Annotated in this window: 12 protein-coding genes; all 12 read right to left on the bottom strand. The window is 42.3% G+C overall.

The window, feature by feature from the left end; all coding sequences use genetic code 11:
* Window positions 1–220: 220 nt before the first annotated feature.
* The 12 genes from ACFQWC_RS13460 to ACFQWC_RS13515 all read right to left on the bottom strand — a co-directional run bounded on the left by ACFQWC_RS13460 (window position 221) and on the right by ACFQWC_RS13515 (window position 20,358).
* Complete coding sequence (locus ACFQWC_RS13460) at window positions 221–1,234, bottom strand: hypothetical protein (RefSeq protein WP_377107874.1); 1,014 nt, start codon at window positions 1,232–1,234, stop codon at window positions 221–223.
* Window positions 1,235–1,539: 305 nt separating this feature from the next.
* Window positions 1,540–5,601 carry a S8 family serine peptidase gene (locus ACFQWC_RS13465; protein ID WP_377107876.1) on the bottom strand — a complete coding sequence of 1,354 codons (4,062 nt, stop codon included), beginning with the start codon at window positions 5,599–5,601 and terminating at the stop codon, window positions 1,540–1,542.
* A gap of 412 nt (window positions 5,602–6,013) precedes the next feature.
* Window positions 6,014–6,721: a polysaccharide deacetylase family protein gene (locus ACFQWC_RS13470; protein ID WP_377107878.1), complete on the bottom strand. Its 708-nt coding sequence runs from the start codon at window positions 6,719–6,721 to the stop codon at window positions 6,014–6,016.
* Window positions 6,722–6,884: 163 nt separating this feature from the next.
* Window positions 6,885–7,055 carry a hypothetical protein gene (locus tag ACFQWC_RS13475; RefSeq protein WP_377107880.1) on the bottom strand — a complete coding sequence of 57 codons (171 nt, stop codon included), beginning with the start codon at window positions 7,053–7,055 and terminating at the stop codon, window positions 6,885–6,887.
* Window positions 7,056–8,272: 1,217 nt separating this feature from the next.
* Window positions 8,273–9,379, bottom strand: coding sequence for a glycosyltransferase family 2 protein (locus tag ACFQWC_RS13480; protein WP_377107882.1), 1,107 nt, complete (start codon window positions 9,377–9,379; stop codon window positions 8,273–8,275).
* 72 nt (window positions 9,380–9,451) lie between these two features.
* Window positions 9,452–9,952: a glycosyl-4,4'-diaponeurosporenoate acyltransferase CrtO family protein gene (locus tag ACFQWC_RS13485; protein ID WP_377107884.1), complete on the bottom strand. Its 501-nt coding sequence runs from the start codon at window positions 9,950–9,952 to the stop codon at window positions 9,452–9,454.
* Between the two features lie 15 nt (window positions 9,953–9,967).
* Window positions 9,968–11,455 carry a phytoene desaturase family protein gene (locus ACFQWC_RS13490; RefSeq protein WP_377107886.1) on the bottom strand — a complete coding sequence of 496 codons (1,488 nt, stop codon included), beginning with the start codon at window positions 11,453–11,455 and terminating at the stop codon, window positions 9,968–9,970.
* 921 nt (window positions 11,456–12,376) lie between these two features.
* Complete coding sequence (locus ACFQWC_RS13495) at window positions 12,377–12,526, bottom strand: hypothetical protein (RefSeq protein WP_377107888.1); 150 nt, start codon at window positions 12,524–12,526, stop codon at window positions 12,377–12,379.
* 79 nt (window positions 12,527–12,605) lie between these two features.
* Window positions 12,606–13,961: an McrC family protein gene (locus ACFQWC_RS13500; protein WP_377107890.1), complete on the bottom strand. Its 1,356-nt coding sequence runs from the start codon at window positions 13,959–13,961 to the stop codon at window positions 12,606–12,608.
* Window position 13,962: 1 nt separating this feature from the next.
* On the bottom strand, window positions 13,963–16,527 hold the full coding sequence (locus ACFQWC_RS13505) for an AAA family ATPase (RefSeq protein WP_377107892.1): 2,565 nt from the start codon (window positions 16,525–16,527) through the stop codon (window positions 13,963–13,965).
* A gap of 274 nt (window positions 16,528–16,801) precedes the next feature.
* The gene (locus tag ACFQWC_RS13510) at window positions 16,802–17,821 is read right to left on the bottom strand and encodes a restriction endonuclease (protein ID WP_377107894.1); all 1,020 of its coding nucleotides are present in this window, start codon (window positions 17,819–17,821) and stop codon (window positions 16,802–16,804) included.
* Between the two features lie 62 nt (window positions 17,822–17,883).
* On the bottom strand, window positions 17,884–20,358 hold the full coding sequence (locus ACFQWC_RS13515; protein ID WP_377107896.1) for a DUF2357 domain-containing protein: 2,475 nt from the start codon (window positions 20,356–20,358) through the stop codon (window positions 17,884–17,886).

Below are 20,358 nucleotides of genomic sequence, written 5' to 3' on the forward strand. Positions count from 1 at the left end.
AACGAAGACCCCCCATATCCATATTTATTGAATGCGGATTCATAAAAAAGCAAGATGATCTACCCACTGCCTTTATTAAGAGGCTTATGATTGAGACGAAGATGTTTGGAATGGTTATAGGCAGAGTTTCAAGCATTCCTTTTGTAAACGCATTCATTATTTCTTATCTCCATTTATACTGTTGGAGAAGTGATCATGTACGTAACCATGACGCTGATCCTTAAAGTGACGGATTCATAATCCCTTGGGTTCGCTCAAAAATATCCAATCCCTGCTGCTTCAGCCAATAAGGGATATCGATCAGAACCCAGTTCTCAGAAAGCTTATCCCCTTGACGGTAATACACATCCACCACTTGCATGTCAGCTCGAACATTCCCGCCTGGCAGCCCCAGAAATCCACCTATTGGTGTATTCGAAAGGTTCGGCCATCCAAAGAAGCACGCGAACTGTCCTTCAGCAAACCGGCACACATGACCATTGAATTCCTTATCCTTAAGACCATTTCTAAAAGGAAGCTGGTGCTGCTGTTGATATCTCGGAATGGTATAACTCGCCCCGATCCCGCCAGGACCATACCAAATCATATCCTCCGACCAAGTACGTTCCAGGACCTCCGGAGGACACCCCATAGCTCCACTCTTATTCAATTCCGATAAATCATCGACCATTTGATTGACAAGATTCAGCGTTTTCACACCTTCTTCTTCTGGAGCATCGTCAAATTGCAGACCATCGTGATTTCTTGGACCTGGATAAACAAAGTATGTACCCGTTGAAGGAGGCAGCGGGTTCACTCCTGCCTGGATCATGAATCCGATCAGGTCAACGAATAACCCCGTTTTGGTGATTTTACCATCCTCTACACAATGGAACTCTGCATATCTTAGGTTGATCATTTTCCCTGTTCGTCGAATCCCCATCCAGTCTTGATCAAAGAGGCCCATGAAATGCCCCATGCTCATGACCCATGTTTCACCACTTATTTCGTTTGTGCCAGCCATGAAAATGTCCTGACGACGCTGCAGTTTTTTTAGAGATCTTAATAAAGGGACCCAAAAGGTTTCCGCAACTGCCTGAACTCCCTCCTGTTCACGGAAGGGATACACTCCTTGCCAACTATAATGTTCACCTGTAAATTCCTTTAAGACACTATGTACGTTTTCTGGTGTAGATTTCTCGAGCTCATCGAAGTAACGTCTTACAACTCTTTTCTCTTCTTGATAATTACTCATGGTTACCTCCCACTTTATTTCAAGAAACATGTTATTGAATGCGCATTCATAAATTCATAAAACTATTAGTTTTTGTATACATTGAATACTATCGAATTTTCAGAAGAATGTAAATAGTTAATTTTGAATATTGTTAAAATTTAAATTCCTTCGATTTTCAGGAGTTTCGGCTCTTTCTTCTTGAAAAAATAATATCACGAGGAAATCACTCAGGGATAGTTAGAATCAGCAAAGTAAAATCGCGAAGAAAACTCAATAATAGTTATGAGACAAAGGCACGGGGTGCCTTTGTCTCCTTCCTCTTTCTATTCAATACCTAATTCATTTTTAATATCTTCTAAGGACGTTCCTTTGTATTTCTCCATTGGTTTCGGGGCAGAATCCACGCCAGGATCTGCTTCAAGGAAGTTGTATTCGACTAATTCGAAGTCTTTCGCATCAACCGTTCCGTCGAAATTCAGGTCGGAGTTTTGATCATCCGTTCCCCAGCTGTTTTTCATCTCGATCGCATCCATGATATCAATCACACTGTCCTGGTTGATGTCCCCGGCATCCTGCGTGCGCAGAGGCAAGCCATGCCATGTGCCGACAACCTTATCTTCACGTTGATCATAAATAGTGAAAGTGGATTTGACCGGAAAGTGTCCAGGGATATTTACTTCAATCTGGAAAGGCTTATCGGTTACTGGGAGCTTCGCTACAAAGTCATTGTTACGGACCATTTCCCCGTCATGTACGTTGCCTTCCCAATCGGTCACCTTTATGGAAACTGGAGCATTTGAATTGTCTGTACCATTGTCATATTTTCCGTCGGTACCAAAGAATCCTTGGGCTTTAATGTCCCCTCTTATCTCTGAATAGCTGCGCAGCAGTTCCGGATATTGTCCTTCAAAATATCCCTTTAAATTAGTCGTTTGACCGTTAACGTCTGTATACTTGCTGGAGAAGGTCGGCGCAGTTACGTAGTTCATTCTATAAAATTTGGCATCCTTCGCTTCAAACGTAACTTCTGCCAATGGAATGTCCCCATTCACTTCAGCTTCCGGATTCTCCAAATTCACTTGAACATCAAGGTGTCTTGTAGAACTGCTTTTTCCCTTGTCGTCATACGTAATCTCAGAATCACCATACTTAATGAAATCCGGATGGATCTTCACGTCCGTCAACTCAAGTTGATTGCTATCATAATCTACTGAGAAAGATCCTTCTTTAAGTTGTTTAACATTATGAGACGAGAGTGTCATCGTCAGCTTATCGCCAGCCATGATTTCTTTTTTATCCATGGAAGCAGTGGCATATTGTGTACCTTCTTTTACAAAACTATTGACAATTGGTCCACCCTGCGCGAAGTTTCCGACGGAGTCGTGTGCGAAGAACCCAACAGGATACCTGCTGAGAATCGGGTTCATCAAGATTTCATCCGAAAGGTTCCCTTCACCATCAGTATTCAATGCCCCTGTTGGGAATGGTGATCCATAATGGTAGACAATGTAATTATTGGATTGGGATGCTTCCAGTCCCGCCTTCTTCATATCTTCTATGGTCTTATCAAAAAGGGACATGGAGAATGGAACCGTTTCTTGTCCTTCCTTATACTCATACACGCCCGTCGGCAATGTACTTGAAAACTCCGGGGCTGTATTATCAATGAATGTATCCGTTTCTTTCGTGAACGTCTTCCCTTCACTGTTGGTCCCCACTAATCTTAGCTTGTAGTGGCCTTCCGGTGCCAATGCAGGGTTGACTGATATACGGTTATCATCATACGGGTAATAGTAACCTGCAAAGGCAGAGTTAATGATGATCCTCTGTCCCTCATTGATTCCTGAAGCATCCATGACCCCGACCAGTCCCATTTCTTTATTTGTCTTGCCATCGACCAACACGACGTTGATCTGTTCCATAGGTGACTTCAACGTAAAATCCATTGGGGTATAATTGAACAAGGCTCCGAATTGATTATTCTCTTTCGTCGAGAAGTTGAACGCTCTGACTGATTCAATTCCTTCTTCGGAAATTCGGATACCAAATGGGATTTGATATTCTTCAGATGGATTTTCCTCATTCACATAACGGATATACCCTTCATAGTAACCCTCTTCAGCTGTTTTAGGGATATTTAGGAATACGTTTGTTTTCTTTTTCTTCCCGGCCTTCACCTTAATTTTTTCATCAAAAGATAGATGGATTCTGTTTTTGGAAGCGTCATGGGACTGATTGGTAAACTCCACACTACCATTAAATGTTTTCGATTCTTCACCGGAATTCTCAATCATAATCGTACGCTGATCTCTCAGTGACTTTTCAATATACTGAAATCCGAAGCTCATACCCCCGGTCTTCTCATCAATGTTCATTTCTTCTCCATTCATGAGGGTGGTTGTCTCATCAATGACCTGAAAGTTCATATCTGAATGAATGGCTTCATAAGGATCCACCCTGCCGGCGCCAACTTCATAGACACTGTAATCGCCGTTCATAGGATCCGCTGTGTTCATGAATAGGGATTTCACATCAGCCGGTTCCAGTTCTTTATTGGATTGTAATAATAGTGCCGCCATCCCGGCTACATGAGGGGATGCCATCGAAGTTCCCGATAACCTTGCATAGGCGTATTCATACGTTCCGTTTTCTTTATCGTTGATATAGGAAGGAACCGTTGATAGGACTCCCACACCAGGGGCAACAATTTCAGGTTTGATATCATAATTCATTCTGGATGGGCCCCTTGAACTGAAATCGGCAAGGCGGTCACCTTCTGTTGTGATGGCCTGCCTATCGCTGAAGGTAAAGGTTTCTCCTTCCTGGATGCTTGCCTTCAACGCTTCTCCTTCGGCCTTTGTCAGGGAGAATGTAGGAATATAATCGACTCCCTCTCCAAGGAAATGAGGGATGTGTCCTTCTTCACCGTTATTGTTATAAATAATAACGGCTTCAGCCCCACGCGCAGCTGCTGCTTTAATCTTATCAACAAATGAAATGTCACCACGGCTGATTAATGCGATATTCCCTTCTACTTGCTTACCGATAAAATCATTGTTACTGGTAGCAAGCCCAACATCTACCAGCTGCATACCACTACCTTCTAAATCTGCGAGATTATCACTATAGTTTCTGGCCATCAGCTGAAGATTGACGCTTTCTGCCCCATATTGACCTTTGAATGTCGCAATATCAATCGGGACATCACTTGCGCCTACCGTTAAGGCAAGTGCAGCGGTTCCAGGTGAGCCTAATGTAAAGGATTCACTTCCGCTATTACCAGCCGAAACGACCGCCGTCACACCGCTGAGGACAGCATTGTTCACCGCTACAGAAGTCGGATACAGGGGATCATTCACACCTGCTCCAAGAGAAAGGTTGATGACATCCATTCCGTCAGCAACGGCACGATCAATCCCTGCAATGACCCCTTCACTCGACCCTCTTCCATAAGGTCCGAGGACACGGTAGCCATAAAGATCTGCTTCAGGCGCAACCCCTTTTATACTGTATTCACTTTCATTATCACCTTCACCGGCAACCGTACCAGACACATGAGTCCCATGTTCAGTATAGTAGGAATTGCCATTCGAGAATTCCGGTAAACCGGACTCTTGCCATTCTTGATACGTTGCTTCCATAGGATCATTGTCATTGTCCACGAAGTCATAACCGCCTTTATAGGCTTCATCCAAGTCAGGATGGTTATAATCGATACCTGTATCAAGGACCCCCACTTTGATTCCTTTGCCGGTAAACCCTTCATTATGTAGTTTATCGACTCCTAAGTAAGGAAGGCTTTCCATCATATAATCTTTCGCTGGTCCGTTAGAAGGAGCCTCGGATGGAACCGGTGGATCAATTTGAACTTCGACGTTGCTGTAGACCGCTCTTACCACATCAAGTTTCATTAATTCTTCAATCCGATTAGCAGGAAGTTCCAAGGAAACACCGTTCATGGCGTTTTTATAAGTTTGGCCTACCTTGTAACCATTATTGCTTTTATCCTTGAACATGTTGGCCAACTCGTTTTTGAAGTGTTTTTGATCCTTTTCTACATGTGCCTTTGCTTCACGAGCGTCATGGTTCTTTCCTTCCAGTTTGGCTTTCAACTGAGCGACTTTTTCAGGATGGTGGTCAAGCTGAACGATGACCTTCACCGGGCTGTCACTTTTAAGGTTAACCGTTCGGTCTAAATAAAGACCTTGCTTTTCCACTGACTGGAGCTGCTTATAGTTTTCCAGCTGCTGTGGAGACATGTTGGCAAGTACGGATTCCATTGAAGTTGGTTTTTCTGCCAGGACATTAATTGCCGGGATATTTCCGGAACCGAGCAAGAGGCCTGTACCTAATGCATACACTAACATTTTTTTGTTTCTCTTCATTTACTTATTCCATCCCCTTTTTCTTAATTTTCTAACACTTTGACTATAGCATTGGTCATGCCTGTAACCTATTGGGAAAACCCTATAGGTAGATAGATCTAAATTCAAAGATTAGAGAATGGCAGCAGGATGAAACTCTGCCCGGGCATCCAGGCTGTTCGCCTAATATACTCTAGTACTGGCCAACATTTCGAAATTTCCTTTTAAAGTGAATATACAGTATAAAAAGACCGGGTCTATAAGCCCATTTCGCTTTCCCAAGAAGGAACATTTTCTACTTTTCTTACTTCAAAGGGAACAACAGAACCGACCCCGTGCTTTAGACGAATCTAAAAAAGACGGCTACCATAAATGATAACCGTCTGAATGCAGGACCTTTCCTTCATCGAAATTCTCCCCCACATCATGAACACTATTTATCTTCTAATTCCTGAAGTTCATTCACCGTCACAAAGGAATATCCCTGCTTGGATAATGATTGTATGACCCCTTCAAGGGCCTTCAATTCCTCACCGGTTTTGTCATACATGGCATGCATTAAAATGATCGAACCCGGTGTAACATTGTCGTTCACGTATTCAATTTTATCGGCAGCATCCGTATAGAAAGTATCCGGTTCGATATTCCACATAATCGTTTCTCGATCATGCTTCGATAAATAATAGGGCAGTCCCACAATCTTTTTCCCGTTTGGCGGTCGAAAGTCAATGTCTCCCGTATAACCCGCTTTCCGAATGAGATCGTCTGTTTTTTCAATTTCCTCTTTAATGAACGAAGGTGATTTCAAAATCATACGGTGATGGGAATACGTATGATTTCCGATCTGATGACCTTCTTCTACCAGTTTCTTCGCTTCTTCAGGATTCTCTTCCATTTCATTCCCGACCAGAAAGAAAGTTGCTTTGATCTCATACTTCTTTAACAATGCGATGATGTCATCCACATTCTTGGTCGGACCGTCATCAAACGTTAAAGCCACCACCTTTTGATCGGTTTCCACTTTATGTGTCAGCCCTCCAAATAATTGAAACGTTCTTGCATTCATCAGTTTAAAAGCACCGAATAATAAGAAGAAAATGATTAAAATGACTGCGAGAATAAATAGGATTTTCTTTTTCATAGGTTGTCGTTTCCCCTTTTAAGGTTTTAAGCATGGGTAAGCATGGTGACGGTTCTTGTGCTTCCTTTTTGGCAAAGAAAAGCAACAGGATCCCCCCCTCTATCATACTTCAAGAGAATAGGTAAAAAAATGCCCCACTCCCAAACATGGAGTGAAGCACATTCTACCTATATCCCCTAACTACAAATAACTCATACCCCATCTGAATATCATGTGTCGTATAGATGACAAATGCCATCAAGATGATGGTCGTAATGATCGCAATGAGCTTCCCGTTCTTGAAACCGGTCCATTCAGATAACGCGTAGCTGTCTTTTATTTTCAATATAATCACGTTTCTCCTATTGGCCATCCACCGTTGGAAACCATGGGTGGCCATCTTACTATCCGCTATTTTTATTATTTTCTTATATATTTTGTTTCAGCCTCCCATTCCTACAAGAGAAGCGTGGGGACGGTTCTCATGCTTCATTTTTTTATTACCGGGACCCACCATTACCCTACACTCCTCTTTTTTAGGTGAAAGATATACATATCTTTGGTAGAGATCTTCCTGTTCCAATACACAGTTCTTGTCCGGCTACTATCTAAAGGACAAAACGGTGCCTGACCAGCTAGAAGGTCAGACACCGTTCTTATTCAACAACTCTTTTACACCAACCTCTTTTAAGAAGATGGCGATGGTATTTAAGTTTTATAGATAATTTAAGGTTCCCTTAAGGTTAGAGAAAGGGATCTATTGTACAATGATTACGTTAATGGTAATAAAAGAGATGACTGGCACTTTTAGAACCTACTACTATACTAAAAAGAAGGAATAGTACTCTAAAAAAGCGTACCGGTCTAGTGCATAAAAGTAGATGAAATACGATCTAAAATGAATAACAATCGTGGATAATGGAGCAATTGATGAAGTTTTTTAAAAAAGATGAAAATATAAACAAAAATAGTGTTAATACAGCATTTCAGAGTACATTCATATTTTGGGGAGTTACCCTTTTTATTAATGCACTCTTTGAAATGGTAAATAATAAACCGTTAATCAGTAGTTCATTTGTTATTTTATCTGTAGGGTTAATTATCTTTTATTCTACTGAACAGATAGCAAATTACGTTAATAAAAGAAAGAAGTAATGTTATTGTGATCGGCAAGTCCATTGTGAAGTAGCTCCAATGGTCATTCTTTTGATAATGATAGCTTTTCCTTTTTTATTACATACGTTTAGTGCGTATATAGCAGTCATAGGACACTCCAAGCTAGCTGGACCTTAAAGGCAATAAAATTACCCGTATAGATGGTTGGTAATGGAATTGTATTTCTAGTATTTTCGAATGGTTACACACATTGCTTATGTGAAATGGATAGACCTCCCTATCTATCAATATATGAGTCAATAAAAAAGACCCCTCTATCATGATGAAAGAAGGGGTAATTCATTACTAAAAATAAAAGCTCTCAACTTAAAATAATTTTCCATCGTCTTGCAGCCATGAAAGCCCGGGGATAATCACAATGGTCCATCCTTTCAGGCAAAAAAGAGGCTAAGCCCTTCACACCTTAATCTTCCGCCCCTTCCACTTCACCGAATGAAAAACATTCACCCGGACAAAAGAGTAAAGGAAAATCACCGCGAAGAATAAAAAGAAAAGCGGATAAAAAGGGAAATACCCCCATCTAAAATCCCCGACTCTGCGAGCAAACCATGCTGTTTGAACGCTATAGAGGATATACAATACCCCATAGATGATCATAGCAATAGTACTTCCCTCTATCATCGAAGAGATCAATGAAGACGCGCTCGTTAAACTTCCGGTAATCCAGAGGATAACCATCAACATGACGGCGGGATGAGTGGACTTGGAACCAACGGCAAAACTTTTGCACCAGCCTTCGATCAAGCTCCCCACGCCTTCCGGATACATGCGGAACGAAATGATCCCCCTGCCGCCCAGGCAGCGAACGGGAAGGTTCTGATCAAGAAATGCCTCTCCCAGTGCCAGATCATCCATGATGGCCCCCTCGATTTTCTCATGCCCGCCGGATAAAAAGTAATCGTCTCGATCACATAGAATACATGGACCGAACGAGCCGGCGGCTTTGAACCGGGATCCCCAGACGGTAAATAGATTCATACCCACTACGACGATGATGTTAAAGACAATGGAGAGATGCTCATACACACGCTCCACTGTGTGATAGGGCTGCAAGGCGAGGATCCCCCTGGCTCCTTTCCCCTGGTAGACATGCAGAAGATTACGTAATCCATCCACACTGGTGAATCGGGTATCGGCATCCAGGAACAGCAGCCAATCTCCTTTCGCCTCCTTGGCACCACGCCAGCAGGCAGACGATTTCCCTGCCCCGTTATTCTGCAGGACCGTGACACCGTAGCTTTCTGCGATGGCCTCGGTACGATCCGATGAATCGTCATCCACCAACAGAATTTCAAATCCCTTGTATCGTTGTTCCTGCAACGACTGCAATAACGGGGAGATCCTGCCTTCTTCATTTCTGGCAGGGATAATGATGGACACAAACGGCAACCCCGCCGTATTTTTGGAGGTGAATCTTGGAACCGGCAAGGACCAAAACATGATCATGCCAATGATCACCCCCAGGAAACCCAGTATAAGATTGATCACTTCTGAAGCTGTCATGTACCCTGCCTCCTTCCTCTAAAACTCACAATCGTGACAATCCCCGTTCAACCTTTATGTAGCTGCATCTCCTTACAGTAGTCTGCTTGATTTCTTCCCAACACCTGACGTAATCGCCGATATACGCCCCCGATTGTAACGCTGAACCACGATAATCGGAAGGTTGAAGACAAGGGCATACAGGACCATCGCCCACCCTGCCCATACGGGATTCCAAATGAAGAACAGCGGTGCAGGGAGGATGGAGAGCCAATGGGTTAATTCCGCGCGTTTCGTTTCTGCGGAAAATACGATCAAGTCCCTCGACTTCGTCCCATGCAACCCCTTTTTGCTGTATCCTTTTCTGAGAAAAATCGTGCCGTCCAGAATCAATCCCTTCCACGCTTTCACCCGGAATAAACGCTGCCACAATGCCCCGGATTGCTCAAAAGGGAACGTCCGAAACCAGAAATGGTCTTTCAGGAACCACGTCAACGGCAGTTTCAAACAAACGGCCGAAATGGCAAGATGAAAGAACGTCCAGGCAATCACATCAATGAGTATGATCCAGTGGTCAGGAAGTGAGACGATCATGACATCACCCCCTTTTTATCCAGAATCCCTCTCCATAATTTTCTCGCCGACAAGCTGGCCGCTTAACGTAACCATCGGCATTCCGCCTCCCGGGTTCACCGTTCCTCCAACAAAGTAGAGGTTGTCGTAGCGTTCACTCTGTTTCGGATGCTTCAATCCTTTATTCTTCTTGCTGTCTGACACCGTCCCATAAATCGCCCCGCGGTCGGAGCCATACGTGCGCCTGATATCTTCCGGTGTCCACATATCCTTAGTTACAATGTTGTCACGCAAACCATCAAGGCCCATCTTCTCCAACTTGATCAGGACCCGCTCAGCGAATTGTTCATAGTCCTTTTGCGTATACGGATTCTCATCCCGGATAAACGGAATATGAGGCAGCACTTTGATATTTTCATGTCCTCGAGGAGCCTGAGTCGAATCGGTCTTATTGACATTGACGAGATAAATGACCGGGTCCTCCGGCAATTCATGGCGGTGGAAGATCGATTCCATTTGCTCTTTCATGTTTTCGGCGAAAAAGAAATTATGGTGGCCGAGCTGCGGATAACTCTTCTTCACACCGAGGTGCATAACAAGGCCGGAACTCGCCGGTTCGAATTTCTTTTTTAGTTTATGAATATAATCGCTGTCTTCCTCCAGTAATCGCTCGTACACCGGTATGACTTCCATATTCGACACATAGTGATCGGCCGTCACCCGTGTTCCGTCATCCAATACGGCTCCGGTAATGTCGCCATCTTTCTTGTCTAGTTTGACGATCTGCCTTCCAAGATGGAAGGTCACCCCCACTTCTTCCGCCAGCTTCACAAGAGCATCCGCGAGCTTGTGCAATCCTCCGGGAACGTACCATGCTCCCTGATCATGCTGCATGTAAATCATCATATTCATCACAGCCGGCGCATCGTAAGGGGACGAACCCACATATTTGATGAAATAAGAGAGCATATCGCGAAACTGCTCATGACTGATCCGCTTATCGAGGGATTTATGCACCGTGGACATCAGGTCAATGTTCTTCAAGACACTGAACAGTCCCGCCTGCTTGACAATTCCTTTTGCCGTATCCGCACCTTTAAATAAGGTTTTATCCGTCATATCGTAATGAGTCTTCGAATGCTCCAGCAGATGTTGATATTCACGAATGTCCTTTTCACTGAGAGAGGCATTCTTCTCAAGCATGTCGTTCATATCTTCATACAAGTCTATGACAGTTCCATCGGGGAAGAAGGAACGCCACTGATGATTCAGCCTCTCAATCTGGACATAATCCTTCATCGATTTACCGCTGGCCGCAAACAATTTCTCAAAGATCTGGGGCATCGTCAAAATGGACGGGCCAAGATCAAAACCAAAGCCGTCTTGCTCGAGCCGGTTCAACTTTCCTCCAATGTGATCGTTTTTTTCATATAAGGAGACATCGTATCCCGCCTGTGCGAGTGTTATGGCCGCCGACACCCCGCCGAGTCCCCCTCCAATGATAAGTACCGTTTTATTTTTCAATGGTTACCGTTCCTCCTGTTCGGAAATCTTGTTTGGAGTATGTATGTTTATCTGTAACACGTTCAACATCTGCCTGGCCTTGCGCCAGTGCTTTTCCAATACATCAAGTCTGTATACTTTGCACTTATCTTATACCCTAACTCCCTCTAATAAAAAACGTTGAATGTGTTAAGGTCATGGTTCGATATGGAGGGGCTTCAGTTTCAGGCAGTATGTAGTGATTTTGATATAAATAGATAAGGATCGTTAGGCTTTCTACTATCTAGTATTCCACGAAAAAGTGGCATAACCCTTCTTTAAGGGTGAACCGAGGATGGTTCCGGTAGCACAGGGACGGTTCTCATGCTTCCTTTTCTCATCTAAATTTAAATGTAGTATCTACCTCTAGGCATCTTCTTTTTTATGATGGGGATGGAAGGTCTCAGGGTAAATTTTAGTAAGTATATATCATACGGGTGGTCTCTTAGTATGAGGTTGACAGCATAGAAAAAGCGTATACTACAGGTTTCTGTGTATACGCTTTTCTTTACCTAATCCTTCTTTTTACACTTTATGATAAAAATTGTGCAGAGTGCTGTAATAGTTATTAAACTACTCTGTAATATGCTTGGTTTAACATTAAAAAATATGAATGTTAAAGATATTATAAAGAAAGCACTACCAAATAGTAATCGTTTTTTTAAACTCACGCAAAGACTCCTTATCGATATTTAAAATTAGAAGCTAAATAGGGAAGGTTCCCAGGTACCCCGGACTACTCTCAATATCCGAAAGTGACTCATTTTCTTCACCCTGAATCCATCTACCCCCTAACCCTCTTCCTCACAATCAATCCCCATCCTCCAACACACTCTGAATATCCATCCTCACCGCAAACGGCACTTCATACCCCGACAAAACTTCAGCTTCCTGACACCCTTCCTACATTTCCTGATAGATAGGGAGCCACTCTCCCCCAGCTTCGTCTGGTGTAGGCTTTGATTTCACCTCTACATTCGGTGCGTTTTCAAAGGTCTTTTTGGGTTCAGACGCTTCTTCTGCTAAACAACCGACCAATACTGCTCCGATCAAGATTGATGCGGCATATTTTTAATATATTTCTTTTAAAAAAGCCTTCTCGTGGTCTCTCCCATTCATAAACACCACTCCGTCACCCCTTAACCTCAGTAAGCGGATAATACTCCTTTGCTCCAATTCCTCTCTCCATCATCCTCTTAATATAATTCACTTCATTCTCTAGCTGCTCCAACTTATCATCACTCACTCCATAACCTTCGAGAGGTACGTCCAATACATCTGGGTAGTAGAATACATACTTCCTTCTTCCAACATAGTACTCCACCCGAAAGTCTTTCATCTCCATGTTCCATTCGTAATCCGTGATACGTATGAGATCACTCGTGTACTCAGGATATATAGAAATGCTTTCAAAAATCTCATCAATTTTAGCTTGAATCTCATTTTTCTTGATACCGTCTTCATCATCAACCACTGCCATTAAACTTCTATGAATCTCATTCCAAGACCCATCCAAATCCACCGTCATCACTTCTATCCAGACATTCTCACTCCACTGATATTTCTCATCAATAGCCCTTCCATTCGTCGGATAAATCAATATCCCCCTCAGTTGAAGCTCTTTCTTCTGGTGCATCAAGTATGTAAACAACTGATACATGTTATGGCTGTGAAAAGTAGATTTTCCGAAATTCTCTTGAAATGCATTCTTGTAAAATTTAGCGTCAATGATGATTTTCTCCACACCATTTTGATGGGTAAGAGAAACATCCGTTTTCATCTGAGGCAGGAAGGACGTGTTCCCTTCAAGCTTCCACTTTAAAACTTCCGACGACACTCGATAATCCTTCTGTTCAATTCGGTAAAAATGAAACAGGAACTTTTCAAAGATGCCATTCAAGGCTTTTTCATCAAGTTCCGCGGAGAATAAACTCCACTTGCCTTGCTTATGAGACAATAAACTAAGCTCTAATAACATCTTAGCGAGATGAATCAGCCGTTTGTAATGGACATTATGTCTACCAAAATATATCTGAGAAAAAACCTTCTTCGTCAGCTGGATCTCTCCAACCTCATGAAGGTAATCCAGTTGCATGAAACTTTTCTTCCGTGTCTCTTTTTTTACATATCGATTCACACAGATTGACTGCAGCGTCGACTTCATCACTTGATTGAGCAGGATATCAGGTGAATACTCATCCTTTTCACAAACAAGCACCGGTTTTCTCCCGACGAGATAAGGAATGGATTCATTGATTAGCATTCTGCCAGACAGTCGGTTGGTCACTTCCTGCTTCTCGACATAGTCCTTGACGAATCCCCGCCTGTGCAGCCAATCGACTTCCCGGAGGAATTGATTGACGATGAAGTCATACGTGATCAGGTCTTCATCCACGTCATTCAGACTCTCAATCAGCTCCGGCATGTCATTGACATAGCTTAGAAGGCAGAACAGATTGCGGATTGGTACTTTAAACACCTGGTCCATCTTACAAACCTTCTACGAGAGAGGTGAAGATTTCCGGCCGGTCAAAAAAGTACTCTTCCAATAGCGGCTGTATCTCGAACATGAGAACTCCTTGATACCAAGCTTCTTCATCCATCTCCTCAGGCTTGCCTGCAAAGAAGGAATGACCAATTGCATACCCTGCACCAAGTTGAAAATCGTTCACAATCTCATCATTAATTTTTGTGACGGTATTCGTGATTCGCTGCATCATGGCTGCCGATACTCCTGTCTCCTGAACGGCTTTATACCACTTTTCATTAAAGGCAGGTTCAAGCGTAATAAAGGCAAACCGACGGCGAAGGGCAACTTCCAGCTGTGCAAGAGAACGATCGGCCGTATTCATCGTACCGATCAAATACACATTGGAGGGCACTGTAAACTTTTTCTTCGAATAGCCCATCGTGACATACTCATCCCTCTTGTCACGCTCAATGAGCATAAATAGCTCTCCAAACACCTTGGACAGATTCCCACGGTTGATTTCATCGATAATGAAATAATAATCCTCACCCGGATTCTCCAATGCCCGCTGGCAGAAATCATAAAATACCCCATACTGAAGGGAAAAGCCATGCTTATCCGGTCTAAACCCCATTACAAAATCTTCATATGCATAATTCTGGTGGAACTGAACCATCTCGATCCGGGAAGAATCCTTCACTCCCATTAGTGAGTAGGCTAAACGCTTGGACACAAAGGTCTTCCCTACTCCCGGAGGACCCTGCAGGATGATGTTTTTCTTGTACCGTAGAAGGCTGGTAATTTTGTTGTATTGGTCTTCATCTATGAACACTTCTTCAAGGAAATCCTCCGTTGAATAGCTCTCCAGTTTTTCTTCTGGATGGTCATGCGTAATCCCGATTGCTTCTTTTAAATTCGGTTTCAATCGCCAGATGAAGTGGTTGCTCTCCTCATATTCCCCGTTAAAAAGAACGCACCAATAGCATTCAGTCCCCTCATCTCTTACTGGCACCTTTATCTCCGTTGCTTCAGTCACCCGCTTCGCCAGATGAACAACCGGGGCGTTGAAAGAAGAATGATGCTTCCCAAGCACAGCAGCCAATTGAGAAGCCGTTGCCTCTCCTCCAAGCTCATACATTTTATGTAGATAGACGAGGTCGCTCTCTCCAAACACAGCCTCATTCTGTAAAAGTTCAATCCACTTCTCCGTACTGATTTTGTCTGGTGAGGATAAATAGGAATTCGTCTCTCTCTTAACCTCTTCGCTCTCCGAATCTCTAAATGATCCAATGACGCTTACCATTTTCTTGTGGAGATTATCATAGCTGAACGCTGATACATCCGTATCTTCTAGAAATTCCCCCTTTAGTTTTTCAGGGTGCTCAGACCCATAAAGCATGCCGTATTTCACGCCTCCATCTTCCACAGACACAAACAACTGCGGAGCTGTCTTATGGCTGATATGTCCTTTCTCATAAACCGCCAGCCAACACTCGGAGCAACCGAAGTTCTGATTCCAGTTAAAGCCGTTCAGAACCTTATCTTCCACGAAATCAAATTCCTTCAGCTCTTCCATATTTCGAATCGCCTCATGAATCTTCCGTTGCTCCTCCTGTACCTTTGCTTTCACATCGGCATAGTAAAGCTGAAATAAGATCGTGAAATTATTCCAAGAATTCAGGATATTTGTTTCGTATTTCACCTTCACTTCATTCTTGATCTCTTCAAGCTCATCAATAGTCACAGAACCAAACTCGATTATCCTATCGATGACTTTAGACTTGATCAAGTTGACCTTCTGAGAGTTTTTGTACTGGCCTTTCAGAGTCTGAAGCCTCTCTGAATCAAACTTGGAGAGAGTGTCCAGCAACCTTCGAGGCTCCAACTTGTAGCTATGAAGTTTAGTCGCAATACCATATAAATAATCTACTGCACTTTCCACCTTGATTTGATCATATTGAGTACTGCAAAAGAAGAAATCTTGGATATCAAGAATCGTCAGATCTTCGTAACTATCCTTTAAATGAGCCAGGGCAATCTCACACAATTGTAAGTAGGTCTGATAATTTGAGCCAACACTCGAAAGTTTCAAATCAATACCGTAAGACCGTTTCAAATCCATGAAGACTTCCTGCTTATACAATGGATATTTTGTATAGTCGATTGCCGCTAAGATATATCCGAATAAAGGAGCCCCCAACGATATACTAGGATTGAATTCCTTCCCCTTCTCCCTGAAAGCTTCAATCCTTTCCTCCAACGGAACAGTAGAATAGATCAATTCATTGAATAGATCAGCGACTTCATGCGGCCTCTCCTCCGCATACTTCACCAAATCAGCCGTATTGCTCCAATGAACAAAGCTACCCGCAGTCGGATTTTCCTTCTGCAGCTTCCTTGTAATATCCACCACCGTGTATTCAGTGATATCCTGTTCTCCCATAAAATTGTTTAAACGGGCTAGGATCTCTTCTTTATATGCCTCATCATAAAGCGAATTAGATTTAAATTGCAGATAACGTTTGAAGGAAATATCTATGTATGAATCTTTTAAAAGTTGACGTTGAAGTTCTTGATTGGTCATGGAAGACACCCCTTTGATTTTTGTTAGTTACGTAGTTTATAAACCTGATTTTACCAGTAGATGGTTTAGAATGAAACCTGGCTTGATATTAGTATAAAAGAGAACCCTAACAAAAAATGTTAACGGGTTTCAAACAATATAAATTTATTATTAGTGTTCTTTACATAAAAACCAGCGCCCTTTACCTTAATAGCAGGGAGAAAGATAAACACTATAAAAAAAGAGCACCTTTTTCAGTAGAGGGTGCTTGATAGTTATCTATATCATGTAAAATTTATTCTTCTTTATTTAACATCCAAACCTTCTTCAATGGGATTTCAGCCTTAATATCATCACTTAACGAATCATAATTCTCAAATAGTTGTTCAATAATCTTTGTGGAATCCCATAATCTCATTCTAAAAAATTGCTTTGGAATTTCTTTCTTTACTGAGCTTTTAAAACCACTCCATGAAACAAGCAAGCCATAGTCAGCATTCATATTACTCATTGTCCCGATTAACTGATCCATTGTAGGCCTGTCAACAGGACTGTCAGTAGTCTTTATTTGCACACAAATTTTTGGAGACCCAAACCCGAGTGTATCTGCTGCTGCTAGGATATCAACACCCTGGTCAGCACCCTCGGGACTCTTATATGTAGTAAATCCTTTTGCTTTTAGTATCTCCTCAACTAATGTTTCCATCTTGTGTCCTTTGAACTTTTTAATAATATGTTCAGAGATTCTATCAGAAATGAATTCTTCTAGATCAGGAATTATTTCGTCTTCTGTTTCTTCTATCTTAGTCGGAATTGGTTTGTCTACTACTTTCCAGTTGTTTTTATACATATTCTTTATTCGTTCTTCGGCATTATTTTTATGAATCTTACATACCGTCATAAAGGCCCCTAATGAATAAAGGATATCTTGCTCAAAATTATCCCGAGGAATATCTTGAGCGAACCAATCTACTTCTCTATAGTGAAAATAGGGACTTCCTAATTTTGGATCGTAAGTATACTCACCTGTAATTTTCCCAAAATGAATAGTACGATTCATTTTACTTGGCAGCGCAATCCAATCACCTTTTTTCATCCTATGAGCTATAGGATAGATTTGGGACGCCCAATTAACTGCAGTTTTTTGCTTTTCTAAATCATATTTTTCAACTAAATAAGAATATAAATCTTCTTTCTTCTCCAATTTTTTTAGATTAATATCAAGGTCGTCCCATGTTAAGTACACTCGATTATCTTGTAAAAATTTATCCTCAAATTCTCCATTTGATCCAGCTCGAAATAACCAAATACTCAATACCTTCACTCCCTGTTCCATATTTAATTAATTATTGTTCTAGCTTATATCTAAATATTTCTTCAATTTTCTACAAAAACAGCATCTTTAATCAACCGAAAAGCCATACCTGGCTGCTTCCTCAACAACTCCAAAGAAACTACCTCCAAAACCTCACCATCCTGCAAAACCTCAATCCGGCCACTAACCCTATTCAACAAAACCTCCACATGCCCAATCTGATAAGCCAACACCTTCCGAGCCCGATCAACCGAAACATCATCCAAACTAGTAAACACCCTACTAGTCAACCGCCTCAGCATCCGCCAAAGCTTTATCTCCTCACCAGACTTCATAAACAACTCCGGAAGCTCCTCAGACTGTTCAAGCAATGACATCGTTGTGATCATATGTGACTGGATTCCATACCCTACAGGTCGAATCACCTGCTTCAAGGCTTGCCAACTCTCCACTTCAAACCTCACCTTACTGCCATTAACCTTTATATCCTTTAATCTTCCATAATACTGAATCCCATTCACAGTACCCGCCTCACTACTCACTTCACTCGTCACATACAAGGCAACATACAAACTCTCCTGCCAACCTCTCTTCAAAGTCGAAGAGTCCAACTCAAAATACTTGCCCCTCTTAAATTCTTGATAACCAGACCTGTCATTCACCGTTCCAACAAGCACCTTCTCATCCAAAGAAGACTCCCAATGCTTCCAAGCACCAGTAGGCAGTACACCCTCCTCTTGCAGATCCTCAGGATTACTTTCCACCAATCGCTCCACTAATGCCTCCACCAGCACAGTTGAATTCGGTAAAAACGGCAGTCCACCAATATTCACCTCATCAATGCTCTTATAAAAAGGATGCTCTAAGAAAGCCTGCTCTTCATTCCACGGAAACAATACATACGCACCAAATGAATATCGTTCATAGCTATCCCTCTCATGATGCTTCTTTACCAATGCATCTCGATACCGATGCATCGTGTTAATATCCTCTTCTAACGGCCCTACCTTTTCTGCCTGATCAGTTCCGAAACCGAAATCAATCCGATACTTCGCATCAAACACATAATGATAACGATTATGGGAATACTTCTTCTCCACCTCGAGCATGATATCTGGCTTCTGCGTAACAGTAGGTACCTTCCCTTCTCTCTTTTGAAAAGAAAGGACAATACGCTCCCCAGTCTGAGGATGGGTAAACACCTGCTTGGCATTAGATGTTTGGTCCAGATCAACGAATAATGCACCATGACGAATCGCAACCACATCCTGATATTCAGGCACATACTTCACACGTAATATCTGTCCCATCTTCAGGTAAGTCCAATACTCATAAAGCGTCGCAACATCCTTCACCGACATTTTGAAAAGCTCACCCTCAAGCATCAACCCTCTGGTCACGACAAGATAGACTTTATACGCATCTCGATAACCAATCTTCCGCTGGATCACCATGCTTGTGACCGTTCGATCCACACTACTAATCCCTTTCCAAAAGGGTTTATTCAAATAAGCTTTCAGGGTACCTTGCATCCCTTTGACCTTGAGCAGCAACTCTTCATCTACCTTCCGCTCATACCTACCTGATTGACTGCTAATCTTAGCTGAAAGATCCGCTAGCTTATGAGTAAGCCGCTCCATCATCCACTTCACAAATCGGTTTTCTAACGTATCATAAGTAATCGTTTTCCGAGCATTTAACCCCTTAACAGGAAAAACAGGTTTATCATGCAGCACCAGTCCATTGTCTGCTTCCATAAACAACTGAGGATTGCTTCGTAACTGCTTACGTCCCTTGCTATCCAATCTCTTAATCCGTTCACCTCTCACCATCTGATGCTCCGTCAGTAGCTGGTGATGAGGCTGTTCCTCAATCCGTTGAATCGACTTGATAAAGCTCTGAAAATAGAAATCTATCAACCGATAAAACTCCGACAAAGAAGGATTCTCTGATAAATGATTAGAAGCCCCGAGAAACGTCTTCTTGATAAAATGAAAAGCAAGATTATACACTTCATCATTTACTTCCTCTAGAAGCTTACGATAATCATCTTTATAGCTTAATTTCGTTGGAAAAATTTCAAGCTTCACTTCAAGCAACACCTTCTCATGATGCTTAATCGAAAAGCTCGTATATCCCACTTCATTCATAAATTGCAAGTTCCCCATAAGGATCGGATGACTTCCTCTACCTACTGGTTCAACCGCATTCCTCAAAACTGGATGCTCATGATAAAAAGACAAGCTTTTATCCGTCTTTGGAGAAATCACAATCTGATAGACTCCATTTTCAAAGAAAATAGGAGAAAAAGGCTGACCCTGCATTTCCTCAAGAGAATCCGTTTCCACATCATACAGTTCAACCGATTGAACGCTCTCACCACTATAGGTAAACGTCATCGCTTCCTTCTCTAGAACAGAATGCTTTCGATACTGTGATAAACTCTCAAACCTCGCATTAAAAGGCATTCCCTTGATATAAAGGAAGAATTCATCAGTCTCAATATACAGCAGCTCTTTCGTTTCCGATCCATTCAT

Source organism: Rossellomorea sp. GCM10028870 (assembly GCF_042666755.1).
GTDB lineage: Bacteria > Bacillota > Bacilli > Bacillales > Bacillaceae_B > Rossellomorea.